Consider the following 23,595-nt stretch of genomic DNA (forward strand, 5'->3'; position numbering starts at 1 on the left):
TTGGCTTCGAGCGTCGCGAGCGTCAGGCACTGCCGACTTCGGCGCGGGTAGGAATGGACGGCTGCGCTCCGGCGCGCGTCACCGAAATCGACGCGGCGCGCTGCGCGAAGCGGATCGCGTCGGCGACATCCGCGCCGCGCGCCAGTTGCGCACCAAAGCCGCCGATGAACGTGTCGCCCGCAGCCGTCGTATCGACGGCCTTGACGCGCGGCGCATCGAAATGCTGAGGCGCCGCCTCGCCGAGCGCGGCCACGACGCCTTGCGCGCCGATCGTGACGATCACATTGCGGGCGCCCGCGCGGCGCAATGCGTCGGCGGCGGCGATGGCTTCATCCGGCGACGATACGGGCAAGCCCGTCAGCGTCGAGGCTTCGAGTTCGTTCGGAATCAGATAGTCGATGAGGGGCAGCCAGTCTGCGGGCAGCGGGCCCGTAGCGGGCGCGGGGTTGAGAATGACGGTCTTGCCGAGCCGTCGCGCGGCGGCCAGCGCCGCATGCACGGCGGCGGGCGGCGTCTCCAGCTGGCAGATCACGACCTGCGCCGCCGCCAGCGCGGCTTCATGCCGCGCGAGCGTCGCGGGCGTCACCTCACCGTTGCTGCCCGCGATGATGACGATCGCGTTCTGGCTGCCGTCGTCGACGATGATGAGCGCGACGCCTGTCGGCGCCGTCGCGCTCGTCTCCAGCGCCGCGCAGTCGATGCCTTCCGCTTCGAGGCCCGTGCGCAGTTGCGCGCCGTTCGCATCGGCGCCTACACAGCCGAGCATCGACACCTGCGCGCCGAGGCGGGCCGCGGCGACGGCCTGATTGCCGCCCTTGCCGCCCGCGACCTGCGCGAACGCGTGGCCCGCGAGCGTTTCGCCGGGCTGCGGCAGGCGCGGCGCACGTGCGACGAGATCCATATTCAGACTGCCGACCACGGTTACGTGGCCGCGCGCTTCATTCGTTGCCACGGTTGCCTCCTGTGGTTGCCAACCGGGTACTTCCTCGTTGCGCCCGCATTCGTCATGCGTGCGCCACGGCTGCGCTCAGGCCGCTTTGGCCCCGCGACGCGCCCCCGCAAAAGCCGCCGTCGATTCGCGCAGGATCAGGCGCGGCGCGATCACGCGGCGCCGGAACGCGGCGCCCGAGGGCGCGCCCGCCGGCGTGCCGCTGATCCGCTCGATCAGCGTCTGCGCCGCCATTTCGCCAAGCGCGCGCACCGACTGGCCGACCGTCGACAGCGCCGGGTACGTGAAGCGCCCCAGTTCGATATCGTCGAAACCGATCACCGACACGTCCTGCGGCACGCGCAGGCCGCGTTCGGCCGCCGCGCGCAGCGCGCCGATGCCCATCATGTCGTTGCCCGCGAAGATTGCCGTCGGCTGCACCGTGTCGAACAGTTGCCCCGCCGCGCGGTAGCCGCCGCTGCCCGAGAAATCACTTTCGACGATACCGTTCGGCGCGATCTCGATGCCGCGCTCGGCCATCGCGCGGATGAAGCCATGCACGCGCATCGCGCTGACAGCCGTCTCGACCGGGCCCGTGATGCAGCCGATCTTCGAGTGTCCGAGTTGCAGCAGATGGCGCGTCGCGAGGTAAGCGCCCTTTTCGTGGTCGATCTGCACGAGATCGGCGGATATGCCTTCGATGTTCCGGTCGACGATCACCAGCGGCTCGCGCGAATCAGCCAGCGTCTTGGCGAGCGTCGCGTCGTCACCCGCCGATGCGACGATCAACCCGTCGATGCGCTTTTCCTGCAGCACCCGCAAATAATTGCGTTGCTTCGCCGGATCGTCGTCCGAGTTGCAGAAGAACAGGCAATAGCCATTGCGCGCGCAACCATCCTCGATCCCGCGCGCCATTTCCGCGAAATACGGGTTCGTGCTGTTCGGCACGACGAGCCCGATCGTCGCCGTCGAGCGTGCCTTCAGCGACCGCGCGACGGCGGACGGCACGTAGTTGAGCTGGCGGATCGCCAGTTCGACCTTCGAGCGCACATCCGCCGACACCGGCCGCGTATTGTTCACGACATGCGACACCGTCGTGAACGACACGCCGGCTATGGCCGCCACATCCTTGATCGTCGCCATAAGCTGAAAACCCCCTGCCTGTTCTGACTACTGGCCAATGCAGCTCATGCTGCATCCGCGGTGCTCTCGTTAGTTCTTACTGGGTGTCCGCCGTCCCGCGCCACGGCGGCCCCTGTTTCAACTGCGTTTGCGCCTGCTGCGATACGTGTCCAGCACGACCGCGACCACGATCACGGCGCCCGTGATGATTCGCTTGGTCGGCTCGTTCGCGCCGATCTGCGCGAGGCCCGCCGCCAGCACCGAAATGATCAAGACGCCGAAAAACGTGCTGATCACCGAGCCGCGCCCGCCCATCAGACTCGTGCCGCCGATCACGACGGCCGCGATCACCTGCAGCTCCACCCCGGCGCCCGCGTTCGGGTCGGCCGCTTCCAGGCGCGAAATCTGAAACAGCGCCGCAAGCCCGGACAGCGCGCCCATCAATGCAAATACGATCACCTTGTACGGCTTCGGGTTCACGCCCGCGAGCCGCACCGCCTCCTCGTTCGTGCCGATGCCGACAAGATAGCGGCCGAACACCGTGCGCGTGAGCACCAGTTGCGCGACGATCATCACCGCCACCGCGATCAGGAACGCGGGCGAAATGCCGACGGCGATCGGGTTGGACAGAAAGTCGAACGCGTCGCCGATATAGGCGGTGCGCGAGTTCGTCATCTGGTAAGCCAGCCCGCGCGCCGCTTCCAGCACGCCGAGCGACACGATGAACGACGGAATCCGCCAGCCCACCGTCACCGCGCCCGTGACCGTGCCCGTCAGCGCCGCCGCGGCGAGACCCAGCACCGCCGCCGCGAACGGACCGAGTTGCCACTTGAGCGCCGCGACGCTCACGACCGACGCGCCCAGCGCCAGCACCGAGCCCACCGACAGGTCGATGCCCGCGATGATCAGCACGAAGGTCATCCCCACCGACATCACGACCAGATCGGGAATCTGGTTCGCGATCGTGACGAAGGTCTCGTAGGTCAGGAAATGCGAGCTCAGCACCGAGAACAGCGCGATCATCGCGATCAGCGCGCCCATCAGGCCAAGATAGTTCGAAAAGCCCAGACGCGTGCCCGCCGGCTTGCCGCTCGCGAGCGGCGCCGACGGATCGGCGGCGGGCGCCGAGGCACCGGCTCCGGCGCTTCCCGTCGAATCCTTGTCCGTGACCCGTTGGTCGTTCATGACTGAGTTTCTCCCTCGTCGGTGTCGTGCGTGTGCAGCAGCGCCTCGCGATTGCGATAGCCCGCGAATGCCGCCGCGAGCAGCGCGTCCTGGGTCCACTCGTCCCGTTTGAACACACCCGTCATGCGTCCCGCCGACATCACGCCGATCCGGTCGCAGATCAGCATCAGTTCGCGCAGGTCGCTCGACACGACCACCAGCGCGCGCCCATCACGAGCCAGCGCGCCCATCAATCCATAAATATCGAACTTCGCGCCGACATCGATGCCGCGCGTCGGTTCGTCGAATAGCAATACCCTGCAATCGCGCGCGAGCCAGCGGCCAATCACCACTTTCTGCTGGTTGCCGCCCGACAGCTCGCCGACCGGCTGCGCCGGCCCCGACGTGCGGATGCGCATCGCATCGATCTGTTTCTTTGCCAGCGCATTCTCGCGCTTGGCGTCGACGATGCCATGCCGCGCGACGCTGCGCAGATTGCCCAGCGAAACGTTCGCCGCGATCGGCTGCGGCAGCAACAGGCCTTCGCCCTTGCGGTCTTCCGTGATCAGCGCGATGCCGTGCTTCACGGCATCGGCGGGCGTGTCGATTTGCACGGGAGTGGGCGTGGCCCCCGGCGCAGCCGCCAGCGATACCGTGCCGCCATCCTTCTGGTCGGCGCCGTAGATCAGCCGCATCAGTTCCGTGCGTCCCGCGCCGATCAGTCCGCTGACCCCAAAAATCTCGCCCGCCTTCACCTCGAACGACACGTCGCGCACCACGGGCGCGCGGCTCATCCGTTCGACCTTCAACAGCGTCGCGCCGATGTTGCGCACGCCCAGATCGATCCGCTCGCCGATCTCCCGCCCAACCATCAGCGTGACGATCTGGTCGCTCGTCAGGTTCGCCATGGCGTCGACACGCACCAGCTTGCCGTCGCGCAGCACGGCGATCCGCTCGGCCACGCGCGCCAGTTCTTCGAGCCGGTGCGAGATATAGACGAGCGCGACGCCGCGTGCCTTCAGCGCGTCGATCTGCTCGAACAGCAGGTCGACTTCACGGGCCGTCAGCATCGCCGTCGGCTCATCCAGAATCAGCACGCGGCAATCGCCGATCAGGTTGCGCGCGATCTCCACCATCTGCTGATGGCCGATGCCCAGCTCGCCGACCAGCGTGTCCGGGTCGATCGCCTCCAGCCCGACTTGCGCCATCGCCGCGCGCGCATCCTCGCGCAGCTTGCCGCGATCGATCCAGCCAAAACCGTTGCGCGGGAGACGGTTCAGAAACAGGTTCTCCGCGACCGACAAGGTTGGCAGCAGATTCAGTTCCTGCATCACCATCCGGATGCCGAGCGCTTCCGCTTCTGTGCGGCTCGCAGGCGCATACGGTTTGCCTTCGAGCTGCATCGTGCCCGTCGTCGGGTCGACCAGCCCGCCGACGATCTTCGACAGCGTGCTCTTGCCCGCGCCGTTCTCGCCCGTCAGCGCGAGCGCCTCCCCGGCGTGCAACGCCAGCGAGACATCGGCGAGCACAGGCTCGACGTAGGTCTTGCCTATGCCCTTCACGGACAGCACGGCAGGCAATGTTTGTTGGTCGGTTGATGCCATCGTGATCCAGATCTCGTAGCCGCCGTGCGGCGCCTGCGCGAATCCGGCGAGGCCGGCATCACGTCAGGCGGCGCTGGCCGGCGGCCGCGCAAGTCATGCGGCAAGCGCACAAACCAGGCACAAGCGAGGCACAAAGCCCTGCGCATGCCGAAGCAGAACACTTCGGAATGCGCGTTGTCCGTCCTCATCGTCGCGCGAGTGGCCCGTCGTCATGACGCTTACCTCTGGCATAACGGCGGCGCGGCGAATTTCTTGAGCGTTTGGTTAACATTCGCGCGAGGCCGGCACGCACCACCGGCAGCGTGCCGTCCGACACCCGCGCGGGCCGTTACTTCGTGACGAGATCGACAGGCGTTTCGACGACGCCCGACAGATCCGACTGCTTCTTGTGCTCGGAGATCGCCTTGAGCGCGACGTCGATGCCGAACACAGCCTGCTTGGCCGCGTACTGGTCAGCCGTGGCGAGCACGCGGCCATCCTTCAGCATCGGCTTGATCGCGTTGATGTTGTCGTAGCCGACCACATAGACCTTGCCCTGCTTGCCCGCCGCGCGCACGGCCGACACCGCGCCGATCGCCATGTTGTCGTTACCGCACAGCAGCGCCTTGATGTTCGGATATGCATTGAGCATCGACGAAGCGATTGCATTGCCCTTGTCGATTTCCCATTCGCCCGATTGCACCGAGTCGATCTTCGCGCCGACCTTCTGCATCGCCGTCTTGAAGCCCGCCGTGCGTTGCTGCGCGTTGGTCGTGGTCGACACGCCTTCGATGATGCCGACCTCGTCGCCCGACTTCAGCTTCTTGGCCAGATAGTCGCCCACCTTCTCGGCGCCCTTCGCGTTGTCCGGGCCGACGAACGGCACGTTCAGATCTTTCGACTTCAGCACGTCGGGATCGAGTTTGTTGTCGATGTTCACGACGATGATGCCGGCATCCACCGCCTTCTTGACCACTGGCACGAGCGCCTTCGAATCGGCCGGCGCGAGCACGATCGCATCGACCTTCGACACGATCATCTGCTCGACGATGCGGATCTGGTTCGCCGTGTCGGTCTCATCCTTGATGCCGTTCGTGATCAGGTCGAACTGGTTGGCGTTGTGCTTCTGGTAGTCCTTCGCGCCCGTTTCCATCGTGAGGAAGAACTCATTGGCGAGCGACTTCATCACGAGCGCGACTTTGGGTTTCTTCGCGGCCTGGGCCCACGCCGACGAGAACGGCATCGCGGCGGCTGCCGTGAGCACGACGGCGGTGGTCAAAACGCGGCGGCGAATGCGTTGGTTCATGCAGTATCTCCAGTTGTTGGACTCGTGCGAGCCCGTTTTTTGATTGTCCGCAAACGTTTGCGAGCGCTATTCTCGGCGGCGCCTGTTCGCAGTGTCAACGACTGACAGTGCTGCGCTGCACAGCGCGCCGCGACGTGCAGCGCGCGGCTGGACGCACGGCTTGCCGTGTAGCTTCGGCGGTACGGCGAATGTCGTCGTTGCAAGAATGGCTCGCTTGTTCTGCGTTGGTCGGCCTGTGCGAACGACGCGGCCTGTGCAAAGGCTCACGTGCGGTTCGCAGCGGCGTTCGTTGATGCACGGCGCTGGAATGCGCCGGTATCGCCTTACTGCTGCTTCCCTAGCTTCCCGCAAGCCGCAAGTTATGTGGCAAGCAGGTCGCATATGCTGGCGCTTAATTGCGCGTGCTGCAAGTTAAATAGCGCCAGGCGTCGCGATCGGCGCAACAGATGGGACGGGGTATCATGGGCCGAACGCATTCGGTCATCGCTTGCCGTTGCTCTCAGCATCGAGGCTGGCCGTGTATTCATCTGCAGAGTTGCCACGAGGTTGCCATGTTGGGTATCAGCCAGTTCCCGCTGTTTCTCGTCGCCGTCACCGTGCTCAATCTGACGCCCGGGCCGGACATCGCGTATGTCGCTGGCCAGAGCATCGCCCAGGGACGCCGCGCGGGCATGCTTTCCGCGCTCGGTGTCGCGTTCGGCGGCTGCATGCATACCGTCGCGTGCGCGCTCGGCATCACGGCGCTGCTGGCGGCGTCGCCGGGCGCTTTCAATGCGATCAAGTGGATCGGCGCCGCATATCTGATGTATCTCGGCTTGCGGATGCTGTGGCCCACGGCGGCCGCCGTGGTCAAGGGCGAAGCGGCACCGGGCGCGCCGCGTCTGTCGCGCGGCACGCTGCTGTTTCGCGGCTTCGTGACCAACGCGTCGAACCCGAAGGTGCTGCTGTTCTATATCGCGTTCTTCCCGCAATTCGTCAGCGCCGACAGCCCGCACAAGACGCTCGCGTTTCTCGTGCTGGGCGCCGTGTTCGTGACGCTCGGGCTTTTCAACGACTGCGTGATCGCGTGGCTCGCCTCGACGGCGGCGCGCGCCGTGAACTCGCGGCCTTCCGTGCGGCGGTGGATCGACCGGGTGATCGGCGCGGGCTTTATCGGCCTGGGTGTGCGGCTCGCATTGACGAAGCGCTGAGACATTTCGCGCTGAGGTATTCGTCAAGGCGACCCGCGCGCGTCAAAGCCAGTTCGCCTTCTTGAAGCCGCGGTACAGCCCGAAGTCGATCAGCAGCATGACGAGCAGGCAGATGGGATACCCGTACTTGAAATGCAGTTCGGGAATCTCCTGGAAGTTCATCCCGTAGATGCCGGCAATCATGGTCGGCACGGCAAACAGCGCGGCAAACGAGCCGAGCCGCTTGGTCACCTCGTTCTCCGCCAGCGAGATCATGCCGAGGTTGACCTGGATGGCCGTGACGATCATTTCGCGGCGGCCTTCGATGGTCCGCACGCTGCGGTCCAGATGATCGTACACATCGCGGAAGTACGCCTGCATGCCGACGCAGATGGCGGGAATACGCCCGCCCGTCAGCTTGCTGATGCCTTCGAGCAACGGCGCGATGTGATGCTGCAGCATCACGAGACGGCGCTTTAACGAGTACAGGTCTTCGATGATCGCGCGGGACGAGGCCAGATCGTGCTTGTCGAAGATGCGGTCTTCGATTTCCTCGATCTCGGTGCCGATTGCTTCGAGAATCGGGAAGTACCGGTCGACGACGTTGTCTGCAAGCGCGTACAGCACGAACGCCGCCCCTTCCTTCAACAGTTGGGGCTCGCGCTCGCAACGCGCGCGGACCTCCTGAAACCCGTGACGCGTACCGCGCCGCACCGACAGCACATAGTTCGAGCCGACGAATACATCGACTTCGCCGATCACGAATTCGCCGTCGTCGTCGGTTTCGATGGTGTGCATGACGGCGAACAGCGAGTCGCCGTACTCCTCGATCTTCGGACGCTGATGACCATGGCGCACGTCCTCGACGGCCAGTTCGTGCAGTCCGAATTCGTGCTTCATCACTTCGAGTTCGCCGGGGCCGGGATCTTTCAGAGCGACCCACACGAAGCATTCGGGTTTGGCGACATAGACGCTGATGTCGTCGATTTCGATGTCGGCCAGTTTGCGGCCGTCCTGGTACGCGGCGCAGTTGATCAGCATGATTGAATACCTTGAATACGAATCGGCTTTGCGGATTACAAATTGTTAGTCGCGATGGGCGAGCCGATGTCTCCGTCGGGTCGCAGTCCAATGCAAAGCCGCGCGGCGCGCGGTGTCAAGCTGCGATGTTACGTGGAGTTGAACCGATACGCTGTGTCGAATTGTCAACGCCGCGCCGAGCCCAGCTCATTCACTCACCTTCAATCAATTGGCGACGCGCCGCAGCATGATCCGGTGATCGTCCTTGAACGAGACGCTGGCGCGATTCGAGTAGCGGCTGTCGGGCGTGACGATGAAGTTGATCTCGACGACGGGATCGAACTGCGTCGACACGCCGATGCGATGCGTGCCGGGCGTGAGCCAGAGGACAATGTGCTCGCCGTTCATGATGTCCGCGACCCGCTCGCCGTCGACATACACGAGCGCGTCCCGAAACCGCACGATCACGTTATCGCTCCGCTCGCGACGTAGATCGACGGCGACCTTGTCGGCGCCTGGCTGCGTGTAGCCCTGCTTGACGATGCGATCGGCGGGGACGTCCTTGAACGGCACCTTGTCGGCGGGCGTTGCTGCGCACCCGGAGAGAAGCGCGGCAATGATGGCAGCGGCGGCAGCGCCTGAAGCCGCCGCCATGACCTTGATCGCTGCCCGCGACGCGCGGCTTTGCGTGCGTGTCATCGTTCGTCTCCCCGTTGCATGGTTCGCCTTCCCTGCTGGTCGATTGGTCTTGCCGTCATGCGCCCTTGCCCGCTGCTACGCAGGACAGGTCATGCGTCAAGAAGCTGGAACGGATTCAGCACCCGTGCGCCCGTGCCATCGAAGTCTGCCACGTTGCGCGTCACGACAGTCAGGTTGTAGATCAGGGCCGTCGCCGCGATCAGCTTGTCCAGCGAGTGCTCGGGGTCCGGCACGCGCAGATGGCCCCACGTCTGCGCGACGTCGGTGCCGACATTCAGGATCTGGCTGCTGAACGAACTCATGATCGTGTCGAGCCAGCCTTCCAGGCGCAACGCCTGGAACTTGTCGCCCCGATGCCGGATCAGGTCGACGCCGCGCCGCAACTCGCCGACCGTCACCACCGACAGATACAGGCGATGCCCGCCTTTCTTCGCCGTTTCGAAAAAAGCCTGCACGCCTGGATTGGCGCGGCTGCTCTTGCGCATTTCGCTGATTACATTGGTATCAATCAAATACACCCGGTCCCCCGCTATCGTCAGTTACGTCATTGCGGCGCTCGAAGTCGGCGTCGTCGCCGACGTCGGGCATGCTCATCAGCAATTCCGCGAAGCTGAGCTTCTTGGGCTGAAAGAGCGCTTGCGCCAGGATTTCCCGATGCTCTGCTTCGACGCTGCGCCCGTGAGCCGCGGCCTGCTCACGCAGGTTCTGCACCAACGCATCGTCCAGATTTCGGACCAAAAGATTTGCCATTTCCATTCCCCGCCACACGTGTGATAGCAATGATATCAAACAGATTCGCGCAGTCAATCTGGCCAGATGGCATAGGGGTTGCGACATGCCGCCATCCCATTCAAGATCGGTTGCGGCGGCTCGCGAACGGCGCGCCGCCCTCCCACCTTCACCACCGGAATTCATCGACGTGACGCACCTGGTTTTTATCTGTGGCCATGCGGGCACCGGCAAGACGACGCTCGCCAAACAGCTGATCGGCCCATTGATGAGGGCAACCGGCCAGGCCTTCTGCCTGCTCGACAAGGACACGCTATACGGCGTCTACAGCGCGGCCGCGATCGGTGCGCTGACGGGCGATCCGAACGATCGCGACAGCCCGCTCTTCCTTCAGCACTTTCGCGACCCGGAGTACCGGGGGCTGTTCGACACGGCCGCCGAGAACCTCCGGCTGGGCATCGGCGTGATCGCCGTCGGCCCGCTGTCGCGCGAAGTGCGCGAGCGCAAGCTGTTCGATCACGCGTGGCTCGGCGTGCCGAGGGATGTGAACATCAGCGTCGTGTGGGTATCGACAGAGGAAGAAACGGCGCGCGAGCGGATCGCCGCGCGCGGCAATCCCAACGACGCCTACAAGCTCGCGCATTGGGATGAATACCGGCAGCGCCGCTTCGTGCCGACGGGCGACGCGCGGGACGGCCTTCTGATGTTCGACAACACGGCACCCGCATCTGCCGATTACGACGCGCTGCTCGCGCGGATCGTCCAGACGCCGCAGCCGCCCGGCATGATGCTGCCGCCGATGCCTGTGTAACCCACCCGCGATTCCGGCAAACGCGACGCGGTAAACGACAAAGCGGACGTCAACCGTTGAAGGTTGAACGCCCGCTTCGCTATCGCCTGATAAACAATCGGCTCTCTCTGAAGCCTCAATCAGTCAAACTGGCCCTCGGTCCGGCTGCTTTCCTGCCTCGCGTCAGACGGTCGCCATCGCGTCGAGCGCGCGGCCTTCGTACAGCTGGCCAAAACGGTTCGCGAGGAAATCGCGCAGCGCCACCTGCTCCTGACGCACGAAGCCGCTTTGCGGCAGCTTCTTCTCACGGAACAGGTCGAGCACCGCGCACATCGCGCCCGCCGTAGTGATCTGGATCGCGCTCATCGGCACGCCGCAGACCGTCTTCGCAAAAATCTTGCGCGTGAACACTTCCTGCACCAGTTGTCCGTCGCGCACGCCCGTCACGGTGATGAACACGAGCACGACGTCCTGAGCCGTCGCCGGCACCGAGCGGCGCATGATCGTCTTCAGCGTATCGCGGTCAGTGGACAGGCGCAGGTCTTCGAGCAGGAACTGCATCAGGTCGCGATGACCCGGATAGCGCACCGACTTGTAATCGAGCGTCTCGACACGGCCCGACAGCGTCTCGCACAGCGTGCCCAGGCCGCCCGACGTGTTGAACGCCTCGTACTCGGTACCGTCGAGCGAGAAATGCTCCAGGCCTTCGAGCGGCTGCACCCATTGCGTGCGGCTGTCGCGGATCGCCTCACACGGCTGGCAGTATTCGTTGATGAGACCGTCGACGCTCCACGTCAGGTTGTACTTCAGCGCATTGGTCGGAAACTCGGGCAGCGCGCCGACGCGCATCTTCACATCGCGGATTTCGGTGAAGCGGTTGGCCAGTTCATGCGCGGCAATGCCGATGAAGCCCGGCGCGAGACCGCATTGCGGCATGAACGCGTGGTCGGCACCGTCGGCGATCGCGCGGATGGCGTGCGTCGCGCGCACGTCTTCCGTCAGATCGAAGTAATGCACGCCTGCGCCCTTCGCCGCCGACGCCACGCTCACCGCGAGGTAGTACGGCAGCGCATTGACGAGCGCGTCGAAGCCCTGGATTTCGGCGCGCAGCGCGGCGGCGTCGGCGGAATCGACGCGGCGCGTCGGGATGCCTTGCGCGGCCAGTTTGTCGAGCGCGTGTTGATCGCGGTCCAGCGCGAGCACTTCGTAGTCGCCCGTCTCACGCAACATATGCGCAATGGTGTGACCGATCAGACCTGCGCCAACGATGGCAACTTTCATGCGCTTCTCCTTGTTTTCTCTGGTTGATGTCGGCGCGCCGCAGCGAACCTCTACCTAAGAGTTTATGGAGAAGGCGAGTCGGTTTATAGGCGCAAAGTGCTGCGCAATGACCATGATTTTCGACGAAATGACGAAGCGTTTCGTCGATTCGTCAAAAACATATCAAAACCGTGTAAACGCGAGCCGCAAAATAGACGCCGGTACGCTCAAGGACTGCTCATGCCGCGATCGATCTTGCGCGACAGGATGATCGACGTCGTCGTGCGTTCGACACCTGCCAGGCCGCCGATCTGATCGAGCAACTCGTTCAGGCGCTCAGGCGAATCGGCGCGCAGCCACGCGACGTAATCGAACTCGCCGCTCACGGCGCACAGCAGCTGCACCTCAGGCATGCGGTTCAGCTTCTTCAGCACGTCCGCCCCGAACTTCGGCGCGATGATGATGCCGACATAAGCATGCATGCTCGCGTCGAGCACATCTTGCCCGAGCCGCACGCTATAGCCGGCGATTACGTTGGTCTTTTCGAGCCGCGCAATCCGCGCGATCACCGTGGTGCGCGCAACACCCAGTTGCCGTGCGAGATTCGCGACGCTTTCACGCGCATTGGCTTGCAGCAACGCGACGAGGTTGCGGTCGAGTTCGTCGAGCTGATCGAGGCGCGGTGGTCTCATCGGTTCAAGGTCAAGGTTGAGAGAAAACGCTCGCCACACACGGCGAGCCGATGACGCGAATTATGCGCCTTGCGCACGCGCGCGCGAATACATGCGGGCTGCACATATCCCACGAACGGCGCGGCGCGTTGAAGACATCAAGCGCCGAAGCGCTCGATCACGAAGTCGATGAAGCTGGTCAGCTTTGGTGTAGGTTGCCGGTCGCGCGGATAGATCAGATGCACGGGCGCGCCATCGGGCAGATAGTCTTCGAGTACGGATACGAGCGTGCCCTGCTCGATCTCGCGCGCAAGCAGCGCTTCCGGCTGCAGCACCAGACCGAAGCCGCGCAGCGCCGCCATCTTCAGCGCCTGGCCGTTGTTCGCGCGAAAGCGTCCGGGTCGCAACTGGTAGTCGCTCTCGGCATCGCCGTCCAGGCGCCACAATCCTTCGCGTCCCCAATGCAGAAAGCCGAGGCATTCGTGATGCAAGAGGTCGGCTGGAGTCTTCGGCGTGCCCATCCGTTGCAGATAGGCAGGCGACGCACACGCGCGCATCCGGTAAGGTTTCAACGGCCTTGCGACGAGACTCGAATCAGGCAGGCGGCCAATCCGCACGGCGGCATCGAAGCCCTCATCGACCAGATCGAACACACGGTTCGACAGATCGAGCTCGAGACTGACCTCGGGGTACTGGTTAAGGTAGTCGGTCATCGCCGGCGAAAACACTTCGACGCCGTAAGTCAACGGCACCGTCACCTTCAGCGTGCCGCGCGGCGCGGATGTCATCGCTTCCGCGAGCGACTCCGCGGCCTTCACGTCGGCGAGAATGCGCCGGCACTGCTCGTAATACTGACGGCCGATTTCGGTGAGGCTCTGACGGCGCGTCGTGCGCGTCAGAAGCCGTGTGGACAGTTGTGTTTCGAGCGAGCGGATATGCTTGCCGACCATCGCCGACGACAGATCGAAGCGCTCGGCGGCCGCCGTAAGGCTGCCCGCTTCGACGACGGCAACGAAGACTTCCATGCTGACGAATTTATCCACCGGCTATTTCCGATCGTTTCGGTTGTAAGCAGTTGTCGCAATAGAGACGCAATGCAGCGATATCGTGATACTAATAACGCACGGCATGATAGATGTCGACGTCGGCACATCGTGCAGCTTTGGTCTCATACCAATAGACAACAGGAGTCTCAATGAAAAAAACTCTCGCTATTCTCGCTTCCGCGTTGACCATGAGCGCCGCATTCGCGCAGACAGCAGCGCCCGCTGGTGCGTCCGCGCCGGCCATGGCGGCCGCTTCGCAGGGTGCGGGCAAGGCTATTCACGAGCAGCGCGTCGAAGAGCGCATCAAGTATCTGCACACGCAACTGAAGATCACGTCGGCGCAAGAGTCGCAGTGGAACGCGTTCGCCGACGTCATGCGCAGCAACGGCGAGACAATGGGCAAGCTGTTCGAGGCACGCCATGCGAATCCGAACGTCTCTGCGCTCGACGACATGAAGCAATACGCCGAAATCACCCAGGCGCACGCCGACGGCACGAAGAAGCTCGTCGACGCGTTCGAGCCGCTGTACAACAGCTTCTCGCCTGAGCAGAAGAAACTGGCCGACACGACCTTCCGCCGTCAGCCGCCCGAAGGCCGTCCGCATCACAGCCGCTCGCGCAAGCCGGCCGCGCCGGCTTCGGACGCGACCGTCAAGCCGTAACCTGTATCGCATTGGTTGGCACAGCGCCTGCCCTCACCGGCAGGCGTTTTTTTATCAGGCGCCACTAGAATCTGGCATCATGCGCGCCTGCGCCGCGTTTGCGATGCTGTTTGCATGTCGCGTCGATGCCCGCTTATTGAGCTCCGTTACGCGGCCCTGTCAATCTCTGCGTTATTTCGCCTCATCATGATCGAACTCAAGAACATCGACCTGCTCACCGACCCGGCCGCGCAACGCGTTGTCAAGGACGAAACCGTCGCGGTGCAATTCGCCCCGGGCGACGGCGAACTGATGAGCCTCGAAGGACCGAACCGCTACGCGCTCGGCGATGCGCTGATCACGGGCTCGACGGGCGACCGCTGGGTCGTGTCGCGCGAACGCTTCGACGCGAAGTACCTACCCGCCGACGCCGCGCTGGCACACGGCGAACCCGGCGCATACCGCAATCGTCCCGTCGTCGTGCTCGCAAAGCGGATGGACGAGGCGTTCTCGCTTGCGCGCTCGGCGCAAGGCGGCGACGTCCTCAAGGGCACGGCGGGCGACTGGATCATGCAATACGCGCCCGGCGACTACGGCGTCGTGCAGGCTGCGCGCTTCGCCAAGGTCTACCGGCTCGCCGACTGAGCCTGACGTTCCCGCCTTGCCGCTTACGCGAACTCGTCGCCGAGTTCGACGGTCACTTCGCGCGGTATGGTCTTGCCTTCCGCGTACTTCTCTTCGAGCGACCCCAGCGTCGCTTCCACATAAGCGCGCAGTATGGCGAAGCTGCGGCCCCGCGCGCGCGGCGGCATCGCGCGATAGCGCGCGAGCGCTGCGGGTGCGATGGCAACCGTCAACTCCATGCGTTTCGCCGTCGAGCCGAAACGCATCGCGACCCAATGCACGACGATCTGCGGCACGCCGTTCTCGCCGGCACGCTCGATGAACTGCGTCTGCTCGGGAAAAAGATCGCTGATCACGCGTGCGAGTTCTTCGATCTCCGGGTTCGCGCATTCGAACTGATAGGCTTCCATGTCGATTGGCCTCTGGCCTTTTACTCTGTTGATCTGTTGATCTGTTGATCTGTTGATCTGCGTTGACGATCAGGCTGCGCGCTTGTGTACCCGGATCAGTGCGGCAGCCACTGCGATCGCCGCGACGGCATAGATTGCATCGACGGTCACGAGCGACAGCAGCCCCGCCTGCGACATCGCAGCCGGCACATCGATCAACGCGTGCGCGACGATCGCGACGGGCAGTATGGCACGCCAGCCGGCACGCACACCGCGCCACATCAGCACCGACAGCCCGATCTGGAACACCAGCGCCGCCACGCGTTCGAGCGCGAACACGCCCGCCATCGCCGGTGACATGCTCGCTAGCAGCAGATGGATACGCATCAGTGGTCCCGCCGGCATGTTGCTGAGATAGGTATCGAGTTGCCCGCGATTTTCGAGCACGCCGAACGCGATCCATTGCGCCTGCACCATCACGCCGATGAGCCATGCCTCCGCGCCGCCGTGGCCGAGACCGTAGGCAAGCGCGGTGCCGTTGTTCGCTGCGTCGTTCGTCGCGCCGCCAGTCTTGCGCCGCGCGAGCCAGCGCATCGCAATGAAGCGCCCCACTTCCTCGCAGATGCCCGCGGCCAGTGCGCCATAGACGACGAACGCGAGCGGATCGGACAGCCACTCGCTCGTTGCCGCGTTTTCGCGCAGCAGATAGTCGTTGAGCGCGCGCTCGATCACCATCGCGGACAGCGCGAACACGGCGATGCCCGCGATCGCGTCGCGCCGGTTCAACGCGAACGGCGCGCGCCAGCGGCGGTACAGGTAGATGGGAAGCAGCGCGACGAAAATCGTCGCGACGGCGAGCACGGCAAGCGTGATGGGGGAAACGGGCAAGTCGGACATGGGCGTGTGACGGGCGCTCTACAGGCGCAAAGTACGGAACTCGCCGCGCATTGTAAGCGCGATGCCACAACGCTGTCGGATTGACGCGGATTCGCGTCGATCAGCGGGCCGTCGACGCCCGCTCGATCAGTTCGCCCGGCAGCAGACAATCGCGCGCGCTGGTCTGCTCGCCGTCGATGCGCTGATGCAGAAACTCGACGGCCCGATAGCCGATATCGTAGGTCGGCTGACGTATCGTCGTGATGCCGGCCAGCTCGGCCCATTCGGGATCGTCGATCGACAGCAGCGCGACGCGCTTCTGCCAGTTCGGACCATGCCGCTGGTTCAGATGCCGCGCGAGCGCCAGCGCGACCGGCCCATTCGCCGCAAACAGCGCGACGCCCGCCCGCGCAGGGTCTTCATGCGCGGCAACCGCCGCATCCAGTTCGGCATCGAGCGCGCTCAAGGTCTGCTCGAGTTCGTCTGCGTCGCCGAGTTCGAGCACGACGGTGCGGCCGCTCACCTGCGGATACTGTTCGAGTGCCTGGTGAAACGCCGCTTCGCGCTGGCGCCGCGAGCTGATGTGTTCGAACGGTTGCACGACGAACCACAGCCGGTCGAAACCGCGTTCGACGAGATGCCGCGTCGCGAGCGCCGTCGCGCCCTGGTTGTCGAGGCCGACCATATCGGTCACGAGCCCGTCGACGGACCGGTCCACCAGCACAGCCGGAATCCCGCCGTCGCCGACGGGCCGCAGCGTCTCTTCGCTGACGCCGAGCGCATTGACGATCACGCCTTCCACGCGATACGTGGTCAACAGTTGCAGAAAGCGCCGCTCCATGTCGACTTCGTTCGCCGCGTGGCAGATCAGCGGCATATAGCCGAGCGCGTGGCACGCGGCTTCGACGCCTTGCAGCACTTCGACGGAATAAGGGTTCGTCAGGTCCGCGACCAACATGCCGATCAGGCGATTGCGTCCGCGCTTGAGGCCGCGCGCCATCTGGTTCGGCTGATAGTCGAGCCGTTCGATGGCAGCTTCGATGCGCGCGCGCAGTTGCGGCGACAGCACGCTCAACTCGCCGTTCAGATAGCGCGAGATGCTCGTCTTGCCCGTGCCCGCCTCGCGGGCGACGTCGCTGATCGTTGCGCGGCGCGGCGCGCCTGACGGCGGTGTGTTCATTGAGGGAGCACGTCGCGGTTGACGATGTTGATCTTCAGCGTGCCGTCAAGCGCGCTGACCAGATTCTCCGCCGCGCAGCGCGCCATCGCGTGGCGCGTTTCGTGCGTCGCCGAGCCGATATGCGGCAGCGCGACCACATTCTTCAATTTCAGCAGCGGCGAGTTCGGATCGACGGGTTCCTTGTCGAACACGTCGAGGCCCGCGCCGTGGATCGTGCCCGTCTGCAAGGCTTCGATCAGCGCATTTTCGTCGACTGTCTGGCCGCGCGATGCGTTGATCAGGATCGCGCTGCGCTTCATCTTACGCAGTTCGTTCGCGCCGATCATGTGATGCGTTTCCGGCGTCAAGGGAACTTGCAGGCACACGAAGTCGGACGTCGCGAGCAGTTCGTCCAGTTCGACGCGACGCGCGCCGTAGCGCTGTTCGGCTTCGGCGTTCGCGCTGCGGTTCGTGTACAGCACCTTCATGTTGAAGCCGAGCGCCGCGCGCCGCGCGACCGCGCCGCCAATTCGCCCAAGACCGACGATTCCGAGCGTCTTGCCCTGCACGTCGACGCCGTACAACTCGGGCCCGATGCTCGCCTTCCACTCGCCCGCCTTCACCCAGTCGGCCAGTTCGACGACGCGCCGCGCACTCGCGAGGATCAGCGAAAACACCGTGTCCGCCGTCGATTCCGTCAGCACGTCCGGCGTGTGCGCGAGCACGATGCCGCGCTTCGTCAGGTCAGGCACGTCGAAGTTATCGTAGCCAACCGAGATCGTCGACAGCGCCTTGAGCTTCGCGGCGCCGTCGAGCATCGACGGCGTGATCTTCACGCTCGCGCCGATCGCGCCGTCGGCGTCCTTCAGCGCGGCGACGAACGCGTCGTGCTGCGCGGCGTCCGCCTGCACGACCTCGGCATGCTGCTGGAGATACGAGAGCACATCATCCGGCAGCGGCTTGTACGCGACGATCTTTCGCTTCATCGAATTACTTTCCTTGCAACGGGGTAGCGAGGTTTGGAGTCTGCATCGGCTGCGGCCTGACGGCAAGCGTCAGTATCACGGCACCGATCAGCGCGACGCTCATGAACACATACGACGCCGAGGGCGAGCCCGTCGCGCCGTTCAGGTAGCCGACCACGTACGAGCCGACGAACGAGCCGAGCGCGCCCATGCTGTTGATCAGCGCCATTGCGCCGCCCGCGACGTTCTTCGGCAGCAGTTCGGGGACGATCGCGAAGAACGGGCCGTACGGCGCGTACATCGCGGCACCCGCAATCACGAGCAGCGCATACGACATCCAGAAGTGCGTCGAGCCGAGCGCATAGGACCCCGCGAAGGCCGCCGCGCCGATCAGCAAAAACGGCCACACGAATGCACGCCGGTTATTGAGTTTATCCGACGCCCACGACGCCGCGAGCATCGCAATCGTCGCGGCCAGATACGGCAGCGCCGACAGCCAGCCCGTTTCGACCATGCCGATCGACGAGCTGTTTTTCAGAATGGACGGCAGCCACAGCACGAAACCGTACACGCCGATGCTCCAGCAGAAGTACTGCGCGCACAGCTTGATGACGGCGGGCGAGCGGAATGCCTCGCCGTAGTTGCGCATCGGCTTGATCGCGGCCTGCTCGGCGCGCAGCGTGTCGGCGAGCTGTTTCTTGTCCGCCTCCGACAGCCACGTCACCTGCTCGGGCTTGTCTTTCACGATGAACCACCAGCAGACGGCCCAGACGATTGCCGGGACGCCTTCCGCGATGAACATATGACGCCAGCCGAACGAATGCACCAGATAACCCGACACGACCGACATCCACAGCACCGTCACCGGGTTGCCGAGAATCAGGAACGTGTTGGCGCGCGAACGCTCGCGCTTGGTGAACCAGTTGCTGATGAAGATCAGCATCGCGGGCATCACGGCCGCCTCGACGACACCGAGCACGAAGCGGATCACCATCAGCGACGGAATGTTGCTGACGACGCCCGTCAGCGCCGCGCAGCCGCCCCATAGAACCAGGCTCCAGAACACAAGCTTCTTGACGCTCTTGCGTTCCGCGTAGATCGCGCCGGGAATCTGGAAGAAGAAGTAGCCGAGAAAGAACAGCGCGCCGATCAGCGACGACAATCCCTTGCTGATACCCAGATCCTGATTGATGCCCGCGGCGGCGGCGAAACCGTAGTTCGCGCGGTCGAGATAAGCGAGGCTGTACGTGATGAAGACGATCGGCATGATCGTCCACCAACGTCGAATCGCGAGTGATGAGGACATGAATGTCTCCTTTGACTGGCTGAGGCGGTCGGTTGGCGTGCCGTTGAGCCGCGTTTTGCTCGCTGGAGCGTTTGCGCGGCTGGGCATCTTGTTGTCGTGTCGTGCTGCTGAATGGTGAAACGTTATGCGACGAGCGGGTCGGCGCTTTCGAGTGCATCGAGTTCGGTGCGCGTCGGCAAGCCTTCCGAATCGCCGATCACCTGGATCGCAAGCGCGCCGATGCGATTGCCGCGCGCCACCGCCTGCGGCAGCGTGCGGCCTTCGAGCAATGCGCTCACCACGCCGACGGCGAAGCCATCGCCCGCGCCGACGGTGTCGACTACTTTCTCGACGCGCTGCGCTTCGACGACGCCTGAGTCGGTCGCCGTGCGGTAATACGCGCCTTGCGCGCCTAGCTTGACGACGACGCCCTTCGCGCCACGGTCGAGATAAAACTGCGCAATGTCTTCTGCTTTCGTGTAGCCCGTCAGAATCTCGCCTTCGCCGATGCCGGGCAGCACCCAGTCGGCGAACGTCGCGAGTTCGTTCAGCGCGGCCGCCATCGCTTCACGCGACGGCCACAGTGTCGGGCGCAGATTCGGGTCGAACGAGATGGTCTTGCCCGCCTGTCGCATTTCGCGCGCCAGACGGAACGCGAGTTCGCGCGAACTCGCCGAAATCGCAGGCGCGACGCCCGTCAGATGCAGATGACGCGCGGGCAGCACGTAATCTGCAACGTAGTCGTCGAGCGACAGGTGGCTTGCCGCCGAACCCTTGCGGAAATATTCGACGGCGGGATCGCTGCCGTCGTCGTTCTTCGACTTCAGCTGGAAGCCCGTCGGATGACGCGCGTCGGTCGTCACGCAGCTCCCGTCGATGCCTTCCTTCACTAGCGAGTCGCGCACGTACTGGCCGAACGAATCGTTGCCGACGCGGCTCATGTAGCCCACCTTGAAACCGAGCCGCGACAGGCCGATCGCCACATTGAGATCGGCGCCCGCGATGCGCTTCGTGAACTGGCCGACGCCCGCGAGCGCGCCCGTTTCGGCTGCGACGAACATCGCCATCGCTTCGCCGTAGGTAATGACATCGAGTGTCGGATGCATGGCTTCTCCTGATGATTCGCTGCGCGTTCGCGCCGTATTACATGGACGCGAGCTGTGCTACGTGGTGCGACGCGTCCTCGGCGATGCGCACCGCGTCGAACGGAAACTCGATGCCGCGCGGCACGTTGCGCGGCAGGAGCGGCAGCACGGCCGCGAAAACGGGATCGCCGGCGGCGGGCGCGACGGCAAAACGGCGCGCGCCTTCGCCCGCGACCGCCTTGCAGTGGATGTACTCGACGTGGTCTGCGAGCTTATGTGCGGCCTCGACAGGATCGACGCCCGGCCATTGCCAGTTGCCGATATCGAAGGTCATGCCAACGCGCTTGTGATGGCCTTCTTTCGCGAGCGCGTTGAACAGCCCGTCGAACTGCGCGAGCGAGCCGCCGCGCTCCAGTTGCCCGTTTTCGACCACGAGCCGCGCCGCGACGCCCTTCGTGCATGTAGCGATCGCGTCGCCGTGCGCGCGTCCGGCGAAGCCGCCCAGTTGCAGCTTGACGAAGCGCGCGCCGAGCGCCGTCGCTTCGATCAGCGCCTGGCGCAGCGCGGCTTCGTCGAGCGCGCCATCGTGTGTGTAAAGCTCGGCGGGTGTCGAGTACACCGACCACAGGCCTTTCGCCGCAATCGCCTTGCCGAGCGCCGACAGCGCCTCCGCCGACGCTTCCGCCTCCAGCGCAAACAGCTCGCGCCGCACTTCGAAACCGGCCGCGCCGGCTTGCGCCGCCGTCTTCAGCCACGCGTGATGACCGTCCTTGCGGATCGCATCGGCCCCAAACGCACTCGCGACGATCACTACTTCCGGCATGCCATCCACCTTGCTTTATTGCTCAAAAACGACCTTTGGAATCGGTTCCAAAGACAGGTATCAAAAAAGCGCCTTGGCGCTAGCTGCGAATACTGCCGCGCGTCGGCGCCCCACGCCATAGTGGTTATCCCCTAACGGCCGGACGCCCCCGTCGCGGGCCGCGCATCGCCGTTCAGGCACAGTTCCAGGAAGCGACCGACGAGGCGCGACGGCGCGCTCGCGTGCGGCACGACGATCGAAAACCGCCGCGTGAGCGGCTCGGGGCCGAGCGGCAAGCGGCACAGCGCCTCGTTCTCGTGGCGCATCGACATCGCCGACACGAAGCCGACGCCCATTCCGGCGCGAACAGCCTCCTTCACGCCCTCGACGCCGGCAATCGCCAGCGCGACGCGCATCGGCACGCCCGCCCTCGCGAAAGCGCGCTCGATCAGTTGCCGTACGCCCGAGCCTTCCTCGCGCAGCACGAGCGCGTGCTCGCTCAGCCCGGCGAGCGTGACGGCCGGCACGCCCGCCACAGCGAGCGGATGCGTGCGCGGCATGATCGCGACGATCTCGTCCTCGTGCCAGGGATGCACGGCGGTATCCGGCGGCAAATCACCGCCGACCTGCCCTTCGACCAGCGCGATATCGAACGACGCCAGCGCGCCGACGATATCCGCCGTGTTGCCGTCGTCCGTTCGCACGGTCACGTCGGGATGGCGGCGCTGGAAGGCGGCGATCAGATATGGCAGCAGATAGCTGGCGGGCGTGGTGCTCGCGCCGATACGCAGCGTCCCCTGCTCCATGCCGCGCAGCGCGTCGCGATACGCGTAGGCCTGGCGGAACGTGTCGCGCAGCCGCGCGGCGTAGCTGGCCAGTTGCTCGCCCGCGGGCGTAAGGCGCACGCCGCGGCCGTCGCGTAAATAGAGCGGCTCGCCGAACTCGTCCTGCAATTGCCGCAACTGGCCGGACACGGCGGGCTGCGACAGATGCAGTGCGAGCGCGGCGCGGCTGATGTTGCGATGCTCGGCGACGGCGGCGAACGTTATAAGCTGATCCGGGGTCATGGCGACAAAGTATCAGATTAGCCGATATTTTTCATCCCAAATCACGATTTCTCATATCGATATATCTAAATTAGGATAAGGCCATCGAATCAACCAACCTTTCCAAACAGGTTGAAGCTCATGTCCACCGCTCACACCGCTCACACCCATGCCGTTCCCGCCCCGTCATCGACGCGCGGCCAGATCAACGGCATTCTGTTCGTCGCCCTGTTCGCCGCCGCCGTCACCCGCATCGCTGCCATTCCGGCGATTGCCAATCTGGGCATCAGCCCGCTGATCGTCGGCATCGTCGGTGGGATGATCTACGGCAACGCGCTCAAGGATGGCATGCCCGAAAGCTGGGCCGCCGGCGTCAATTTCTCGGCCCGCAAGCTGCTGCGCATCGCCGTCGCGTTCTTCGGGCTGCGCGTGAGCATTCAGGAAATCGCGCAAGTCGGCCTGCCGGGTCTCGCCGAATCGCTGCTGATCGTGGTCAGCACGCTCGTGATCGGCACCTGGGCGGGCATGAAGCTGATGAAGCTCGACCGCGACAGCGCGCTGCTCACGGCAGCGGGCAGCGCGATCTGTGGTGCCGCCGCCGTGCTCGCGTTCGAATCCACCTTGCAATCGAAGCCGCACAAGAGCGCGATGGCCGTCGGCAGCGTGGTGCTGTTCGGCACGCTGTCGATGTTCCTCTACCCCGCGCTGCTGCGCGCCGGCATACTCCATCTGGACACCACAGGCGTCGGCCTGTTCTTCGGCGGCACGATTCACGAAGTCGCGCAGGTTGTGGGTGCTGCCAGCAACGTGAGCCCGGAAGCCACGCATATCGCCACCATCGTCAAGATGACCCGCGTGATGCTACTGGTGCCCGTGCTGCTGATCGTCGGCATGTGGGTGAACCGCTCGGCCCGTGGCGCCGCTTCGAAAGATGGCACCCATGCGCCGCGCAAGCTCGCCGTGCCCTGGTTCGCACTGGGCTTCCTCGCCTGTGTCGCCGTGAACTCGCTGCATATCCTGCCTGAAGCCGCGACCAGCACGGTCAACATGCTCGACACCTTCGCGCTGACGATGGCCATGACGGCGCTCGGCATCGAAACACGCCTCTCGCAGATCCGCGACGCCGGTCCCCGTGCGCTGACGACGGGCCTGATCCTCTACGTGTGGCTCTTCGTTGGCGGTCTCGGTATCACGTGGCTCGTCCAGCATCTGCTCGGCTAAGCCGGCAACTCTCCC

General features: G+C 64.6%; 25 protein-coding genes. 5 read left to right on the forward strand and 20 right to left on the reverse strand.

What is annotated here, in order from left to right; all coding sequences use genetic code 11:
* Window positions 1-22 precede the first annotated feature (22 nt).
* From rbsK to BLT65_RS00250, 5 genes are all read right to left on the reverse strand, one after another.
* Window positions 23-952 carry a ribokinase gene (gene rbsK, locus BLT65_RS00230; protein WP_091773928.1) on the reverse strand — a complete coding sequence of 310 codons (930 nt, stop codon included), beginning with the start codon at window positions 950-952 and terminating at the stop codon, window positions 23-25.
* 75 nt (window positions 953-1,027) lie between these two features.
* Entirely contained in the window at window positions 1,028-2,071 is a 1,044-nt protein-coding gene (locus BLT65_RS00235; RefSeq protein WP_091773930.1) for a LacI family DNA-binding transcriptional regulator, read from the reverse strand.
* A 117-nt stretch (window positions 2,072-2,188) separates the two neighbouring features.
* Window positions 2,189-3,235 carry an ABC transporter permease gene (locus BLT65_RS00240; RefSeq protein ID WP_091773932.1) on the reverse strand — a complete coding sequence of 349 codons (1,047 nt, stop codon included), beginning with the start codon at window positions 3,233-3,235 and terminating at the stop codon, window positions 2,189-2,191.
* Window positions 3,232-4,818: a sugar ABC transporter ATP-binding protein gene (locus tag BLT65_RS00245; protein WP_091773934.1), complete on the reverse strand. Its 1,587-nt coding sequence runs from the start codon at window positions 4,816-4,818 to the stop codon at window positions 3,232-3,234. The genes BLT65_RS00240 and BLT65_RS00245 overlap by 4 nt, the downstream gene beginning before the upstream one ends.
* A gap of 328 nt (window positions 4,819-5,146) precedes the next feature.
* On the reverse strand, window positions 5,147-6,103 hold the full coding sequence (locus BLT65_RS00250) for a sugar ABC transporter substrate-binding protein (protein WP_042314779.1): 957 nt from the start codon (window positions 6,101-6,103) through the stop codon (window positions 5,147-5,149).
* A gap of 551 nt (window positions 6,104-6,654) precedes the next feature.
* Between BLT65_RS00250 and BLT65_RS00255 the strand changes: the two genes are divergently transcribed.
* Entirely contained in the window at window positions 6,655-7,293 is a 639-nt protein-coding gene (locus BLT65_RS00255) for a LysE family translocator (protein WP_042314780.1), read from the forward strand.
* Between the two features lie 42 nt (window positions 7,294-7,335).
* Here BLT65_RS00255 and corA read toward each other — a convergent pair whose 3' ends face one another.
* From corA to BLT65_RS00275, 4 genes are all read right to left on the reverse strand, one after another.
* Complete coding sequence (gene corA / locus BLT65_RS00260) at window positions 7,336-8,313, reverse strand: magnesium/cobalt transporter CorA (RefSeq protein WP_042314781.1); 978 nt, start codon at window positions 8,311-8,313, stop codon at window positions 7,336-7,338.
* A gap of 204 nt (window positions 8,314-8,517) precedes the next feature.
* Window positions 8,518-8,991 carry a hypothetical protein gene (locus tag BLT65_RS00265; RefSeq protein WP_091773937.1) on the reverse strand — a complete coding sequence of 158 codons (474 nt, stop codon included), beginning with the start codon at window positions 8,989-8,991 and terminating at the stop codon, window positions 8,518-8,520.
* Between the two features lie 89 nt (window positions 8,992-9,080).
* Complete coding sequence (locus BLT65_RS00270; RefSeq protein WP_091773941.1) at window positions 9,081-9,509, reverse strand: type II toxin-antitoxin system VapC family toxin; 429 nt, start codon at window positions 9,507-9,509, stop codon at window positions 9,081-9,083.
* A complete protein-coding gene (locus BLT65_RS00275; protein WP_007588356.1) occupies window positions 9,496-9,741 on the reverse strand; it encodes a FitA-like ribbon-helix-helix domain-containing protein in 246 nt (81 codons plus the stop codon). Before BLT65_RS00275 ends, BLT65_RS00270 begins: the two co-directional genes overlap by 14 nt.
* 169 nt (window positions 9,742-9,910) lie before the next feature.
* Between BLT65_RS00275 and BLT65_RS00280 the strand changes: the two genes are divergently transcribed.
* Window positions 9,911-10,531 carry a P-loop nucleotide/nucleoside kinase family protein gene (locus tag BLT65_RS00280; RefSeq protein WP_091773943.1) on the forward strand — a complete coding sequence of 207 codons (621 nt, stop codon included), beginning with the start codon at window positions 9,911-9,913 and terminating at the stop codon, window positions 10,529-10,531.
* 162 nt (window positions 10,532-10,693) lie between these two features.
* On the opposite strand, the gene BLT65_RS00285 is transcribed toward BLT65_RS00280, so the two are convergent.
* The 3 genes from BLT65_RS00285 to BLT65_RS00295 form a co-directional block, all read right to left on the reverse strand.
* Window positions 10,694-11,791 (reverse strand): saccharopine dehydrogenase family protein, encoded by a 1,098-nt coding sequence (locus BLT65_RS00285; RefSeq protein WP_091773945.1) that lies wholly within the window; start codon window positions 11,789-11,791, stop codon window positions 10,694-10,696.
* Window positions 11,792-11,997: 206 nt separating this feature from the next.
* Window positions 11,998-12,462, reverse strand: coding sequence for an Lrp/AsnC family transcriptional regulator (locus BLT65_RS00290; protein WP_007734062.1), 465 nt, complete (start codon window positions 12,460-12,462; stop codon window positions 11,998-12,000).
* 137 nt (window positions 12,463-12,599) lie between these two features.
* Complete coding sequence (locus BLT65_RS00295) at window positions 12,600-13,484, reverse strand: LysR family transcriptional regulator (RefSeq protein ID WP_042314786.1); 885 nt, start codon at window positions 13,482-13,484, stop codon at window positions 12,600-12,602.
* A 152-nt stretch (window positions 13,485-13,636) separates the two neighbouring features.
* Between BLT65_RS00295 and BLT65_RS00300 the strand changes: the two genes are divergently transcribed.
* Window positions 13,637-14,149 (forward strand): Spy/CpxP family protein refolding chaperone, encoded by a 513-nt coding sequence (locus tag BLT65_RS00300; RefSeq protein ID WP_091773948.1) that lies wholly within the window; start codon window positions 13,637-13,639, stop codon window positions 14,147-14,149.
* A 186-nt stretch (window positions 14,150-14,335) separates the two neighbouring features.
* Entirely contained in the window at window positions 14,336-14,773 is a 438-nt protein-coding gene (locus BLT65_RS00305) for a PGDYG domain-containing protein (protein ID WP_091773950.1), read from the forward strand.
* Between the two features lie 23 nt (window positions 14,774-14,796).
* Here BLT65_RS00305 and BLT65_RS00310 read toward each other — a convergent pair whose 3' ends face one another.
* From BLT65_RS00310 to BLT65_RS00345, 8 genes are all read right to left on the reverse strand, one after another.
* Window positions 14,797-15,162 (reverse strand): DUF3022 domain-containing protein, encoded by a 366-nt coding sequence (locus BLT65_RS00310; protein ID WP_091773952.1) that lies wholly within the window; start codon window positions 15,160-15,162, stop codon window positions 14,797-14,799.
* A 69-nt stretch (window positions 15,163-15,231) separates the two neighbouring features.
* Window positions 15,232-16,038, reverse strand: coding sequence for a YhfC family intramembrane metalloprotease (locus BLT65_RS00315; RefSeq protein WP_091773954.1), 807 nt, complete (start codon window positions 16,036-16,038; stop codon window positions 15,232-15,234).
* A 100-nt stretch (window positions 16,039-16,138) separates the two neighbouring features.
* On the reverse strand, window positions 16,139-17,197 hold the full coding sequence (locus tag BLT65_RS00320; RefSeq protein ID WP_091773956.1) for a LacI family DNA-binding transcriptional regulator: 1,059 nt from the start codon (window positions 17,195-17,197) through the stop codon (window positions 16,139-16,141).
* A complete protein-coding gene (locus tag BLT65_RS00325) occupies window positions 17,194-18,162 on the reverse strand; it encodes a 2-hydroxyacid dehydrogenase (RefSeq protein ID WP_091773957.1) in 969 nt (322 codons plus the stop codon). The genes BLT65_RS00320 and BLT65_RS00325 overlap by 4 nt, the downstream gene beginning before the upstream one ends.
* A 4-nt stretch (window positions 18,163-18,166) precedes the next feature.
* Window positions 18,167-19,447, reverse strand: coding sequence for an MFS transporter (locus BLT65_RS00330; protein WP_091773959.1), 1,281 nt, complete (start codon window positions 19,445-19,447; stop codon window positions 18,167-18,169).
* Between the two features lie 122 nt (window positions 19,448-19,569).
* Window positions 19,570-20,532, reverse strand: a complete 963-nt coding sequence (locus BLT65_RS00335; protein WP_091773961.1) for a sugar kinase — start codon at window positions 20,530-20,532, stop codon at window positions 19,570-19,572.
* 37 nt (window positions 20,533-20,569) lie between these two features.
* Window positions 20,570-21,334, reverse strand: coding sequence for a sugar phosphate isomerase/epimerase family protein (locus BLT65_RS00340; protein ID WP_091773963.1), 765 nt, complete (start codon window positions 21,332-21,334; stop codon window positions 20,570-20,572).
* Between the two features lie 131 nt (window positions 21,335-21,465).
* Complete coding sequence (locus tag BLT65_RS00345) at window positions 21,466-22,380, reverse strand: LysR family transcriptional regulator (protein ID WP_091773965.1); 915 nt, start codon at window positions 22,378-22,380, stop codon at window positions 21,466-21,468.
* Between the two features lie 120 nt (window positions 22,381-22,500).
* On the opposite strand from BLT65_RS00345, the gene BLT65_RS00350 reads away from it, so the two are divergent.
* Complete coding sequence (locus BLT65_RS00350; protein WP_091773967.1) at window positions 22,501-23,580, forward strand: YeiH family protein; 1,080 nt, start codon at window positions 22,501-22,503, stop codon at window positions 23,578-23,580.
* Window positions 23,581-23,595 lie beyond the last annotated feature (15 nt).

It is taken from the genome of Paraburkholderia steynii (assembly GCF_900100565.1).
Classification (GTDB): domain Bacteria; phylum Pseudomonadota; class Gammaproteobacteria; order Burkholderiales; family Burkholderiaceae; genus Paraburkholderia; species Paraburkholderia terrae.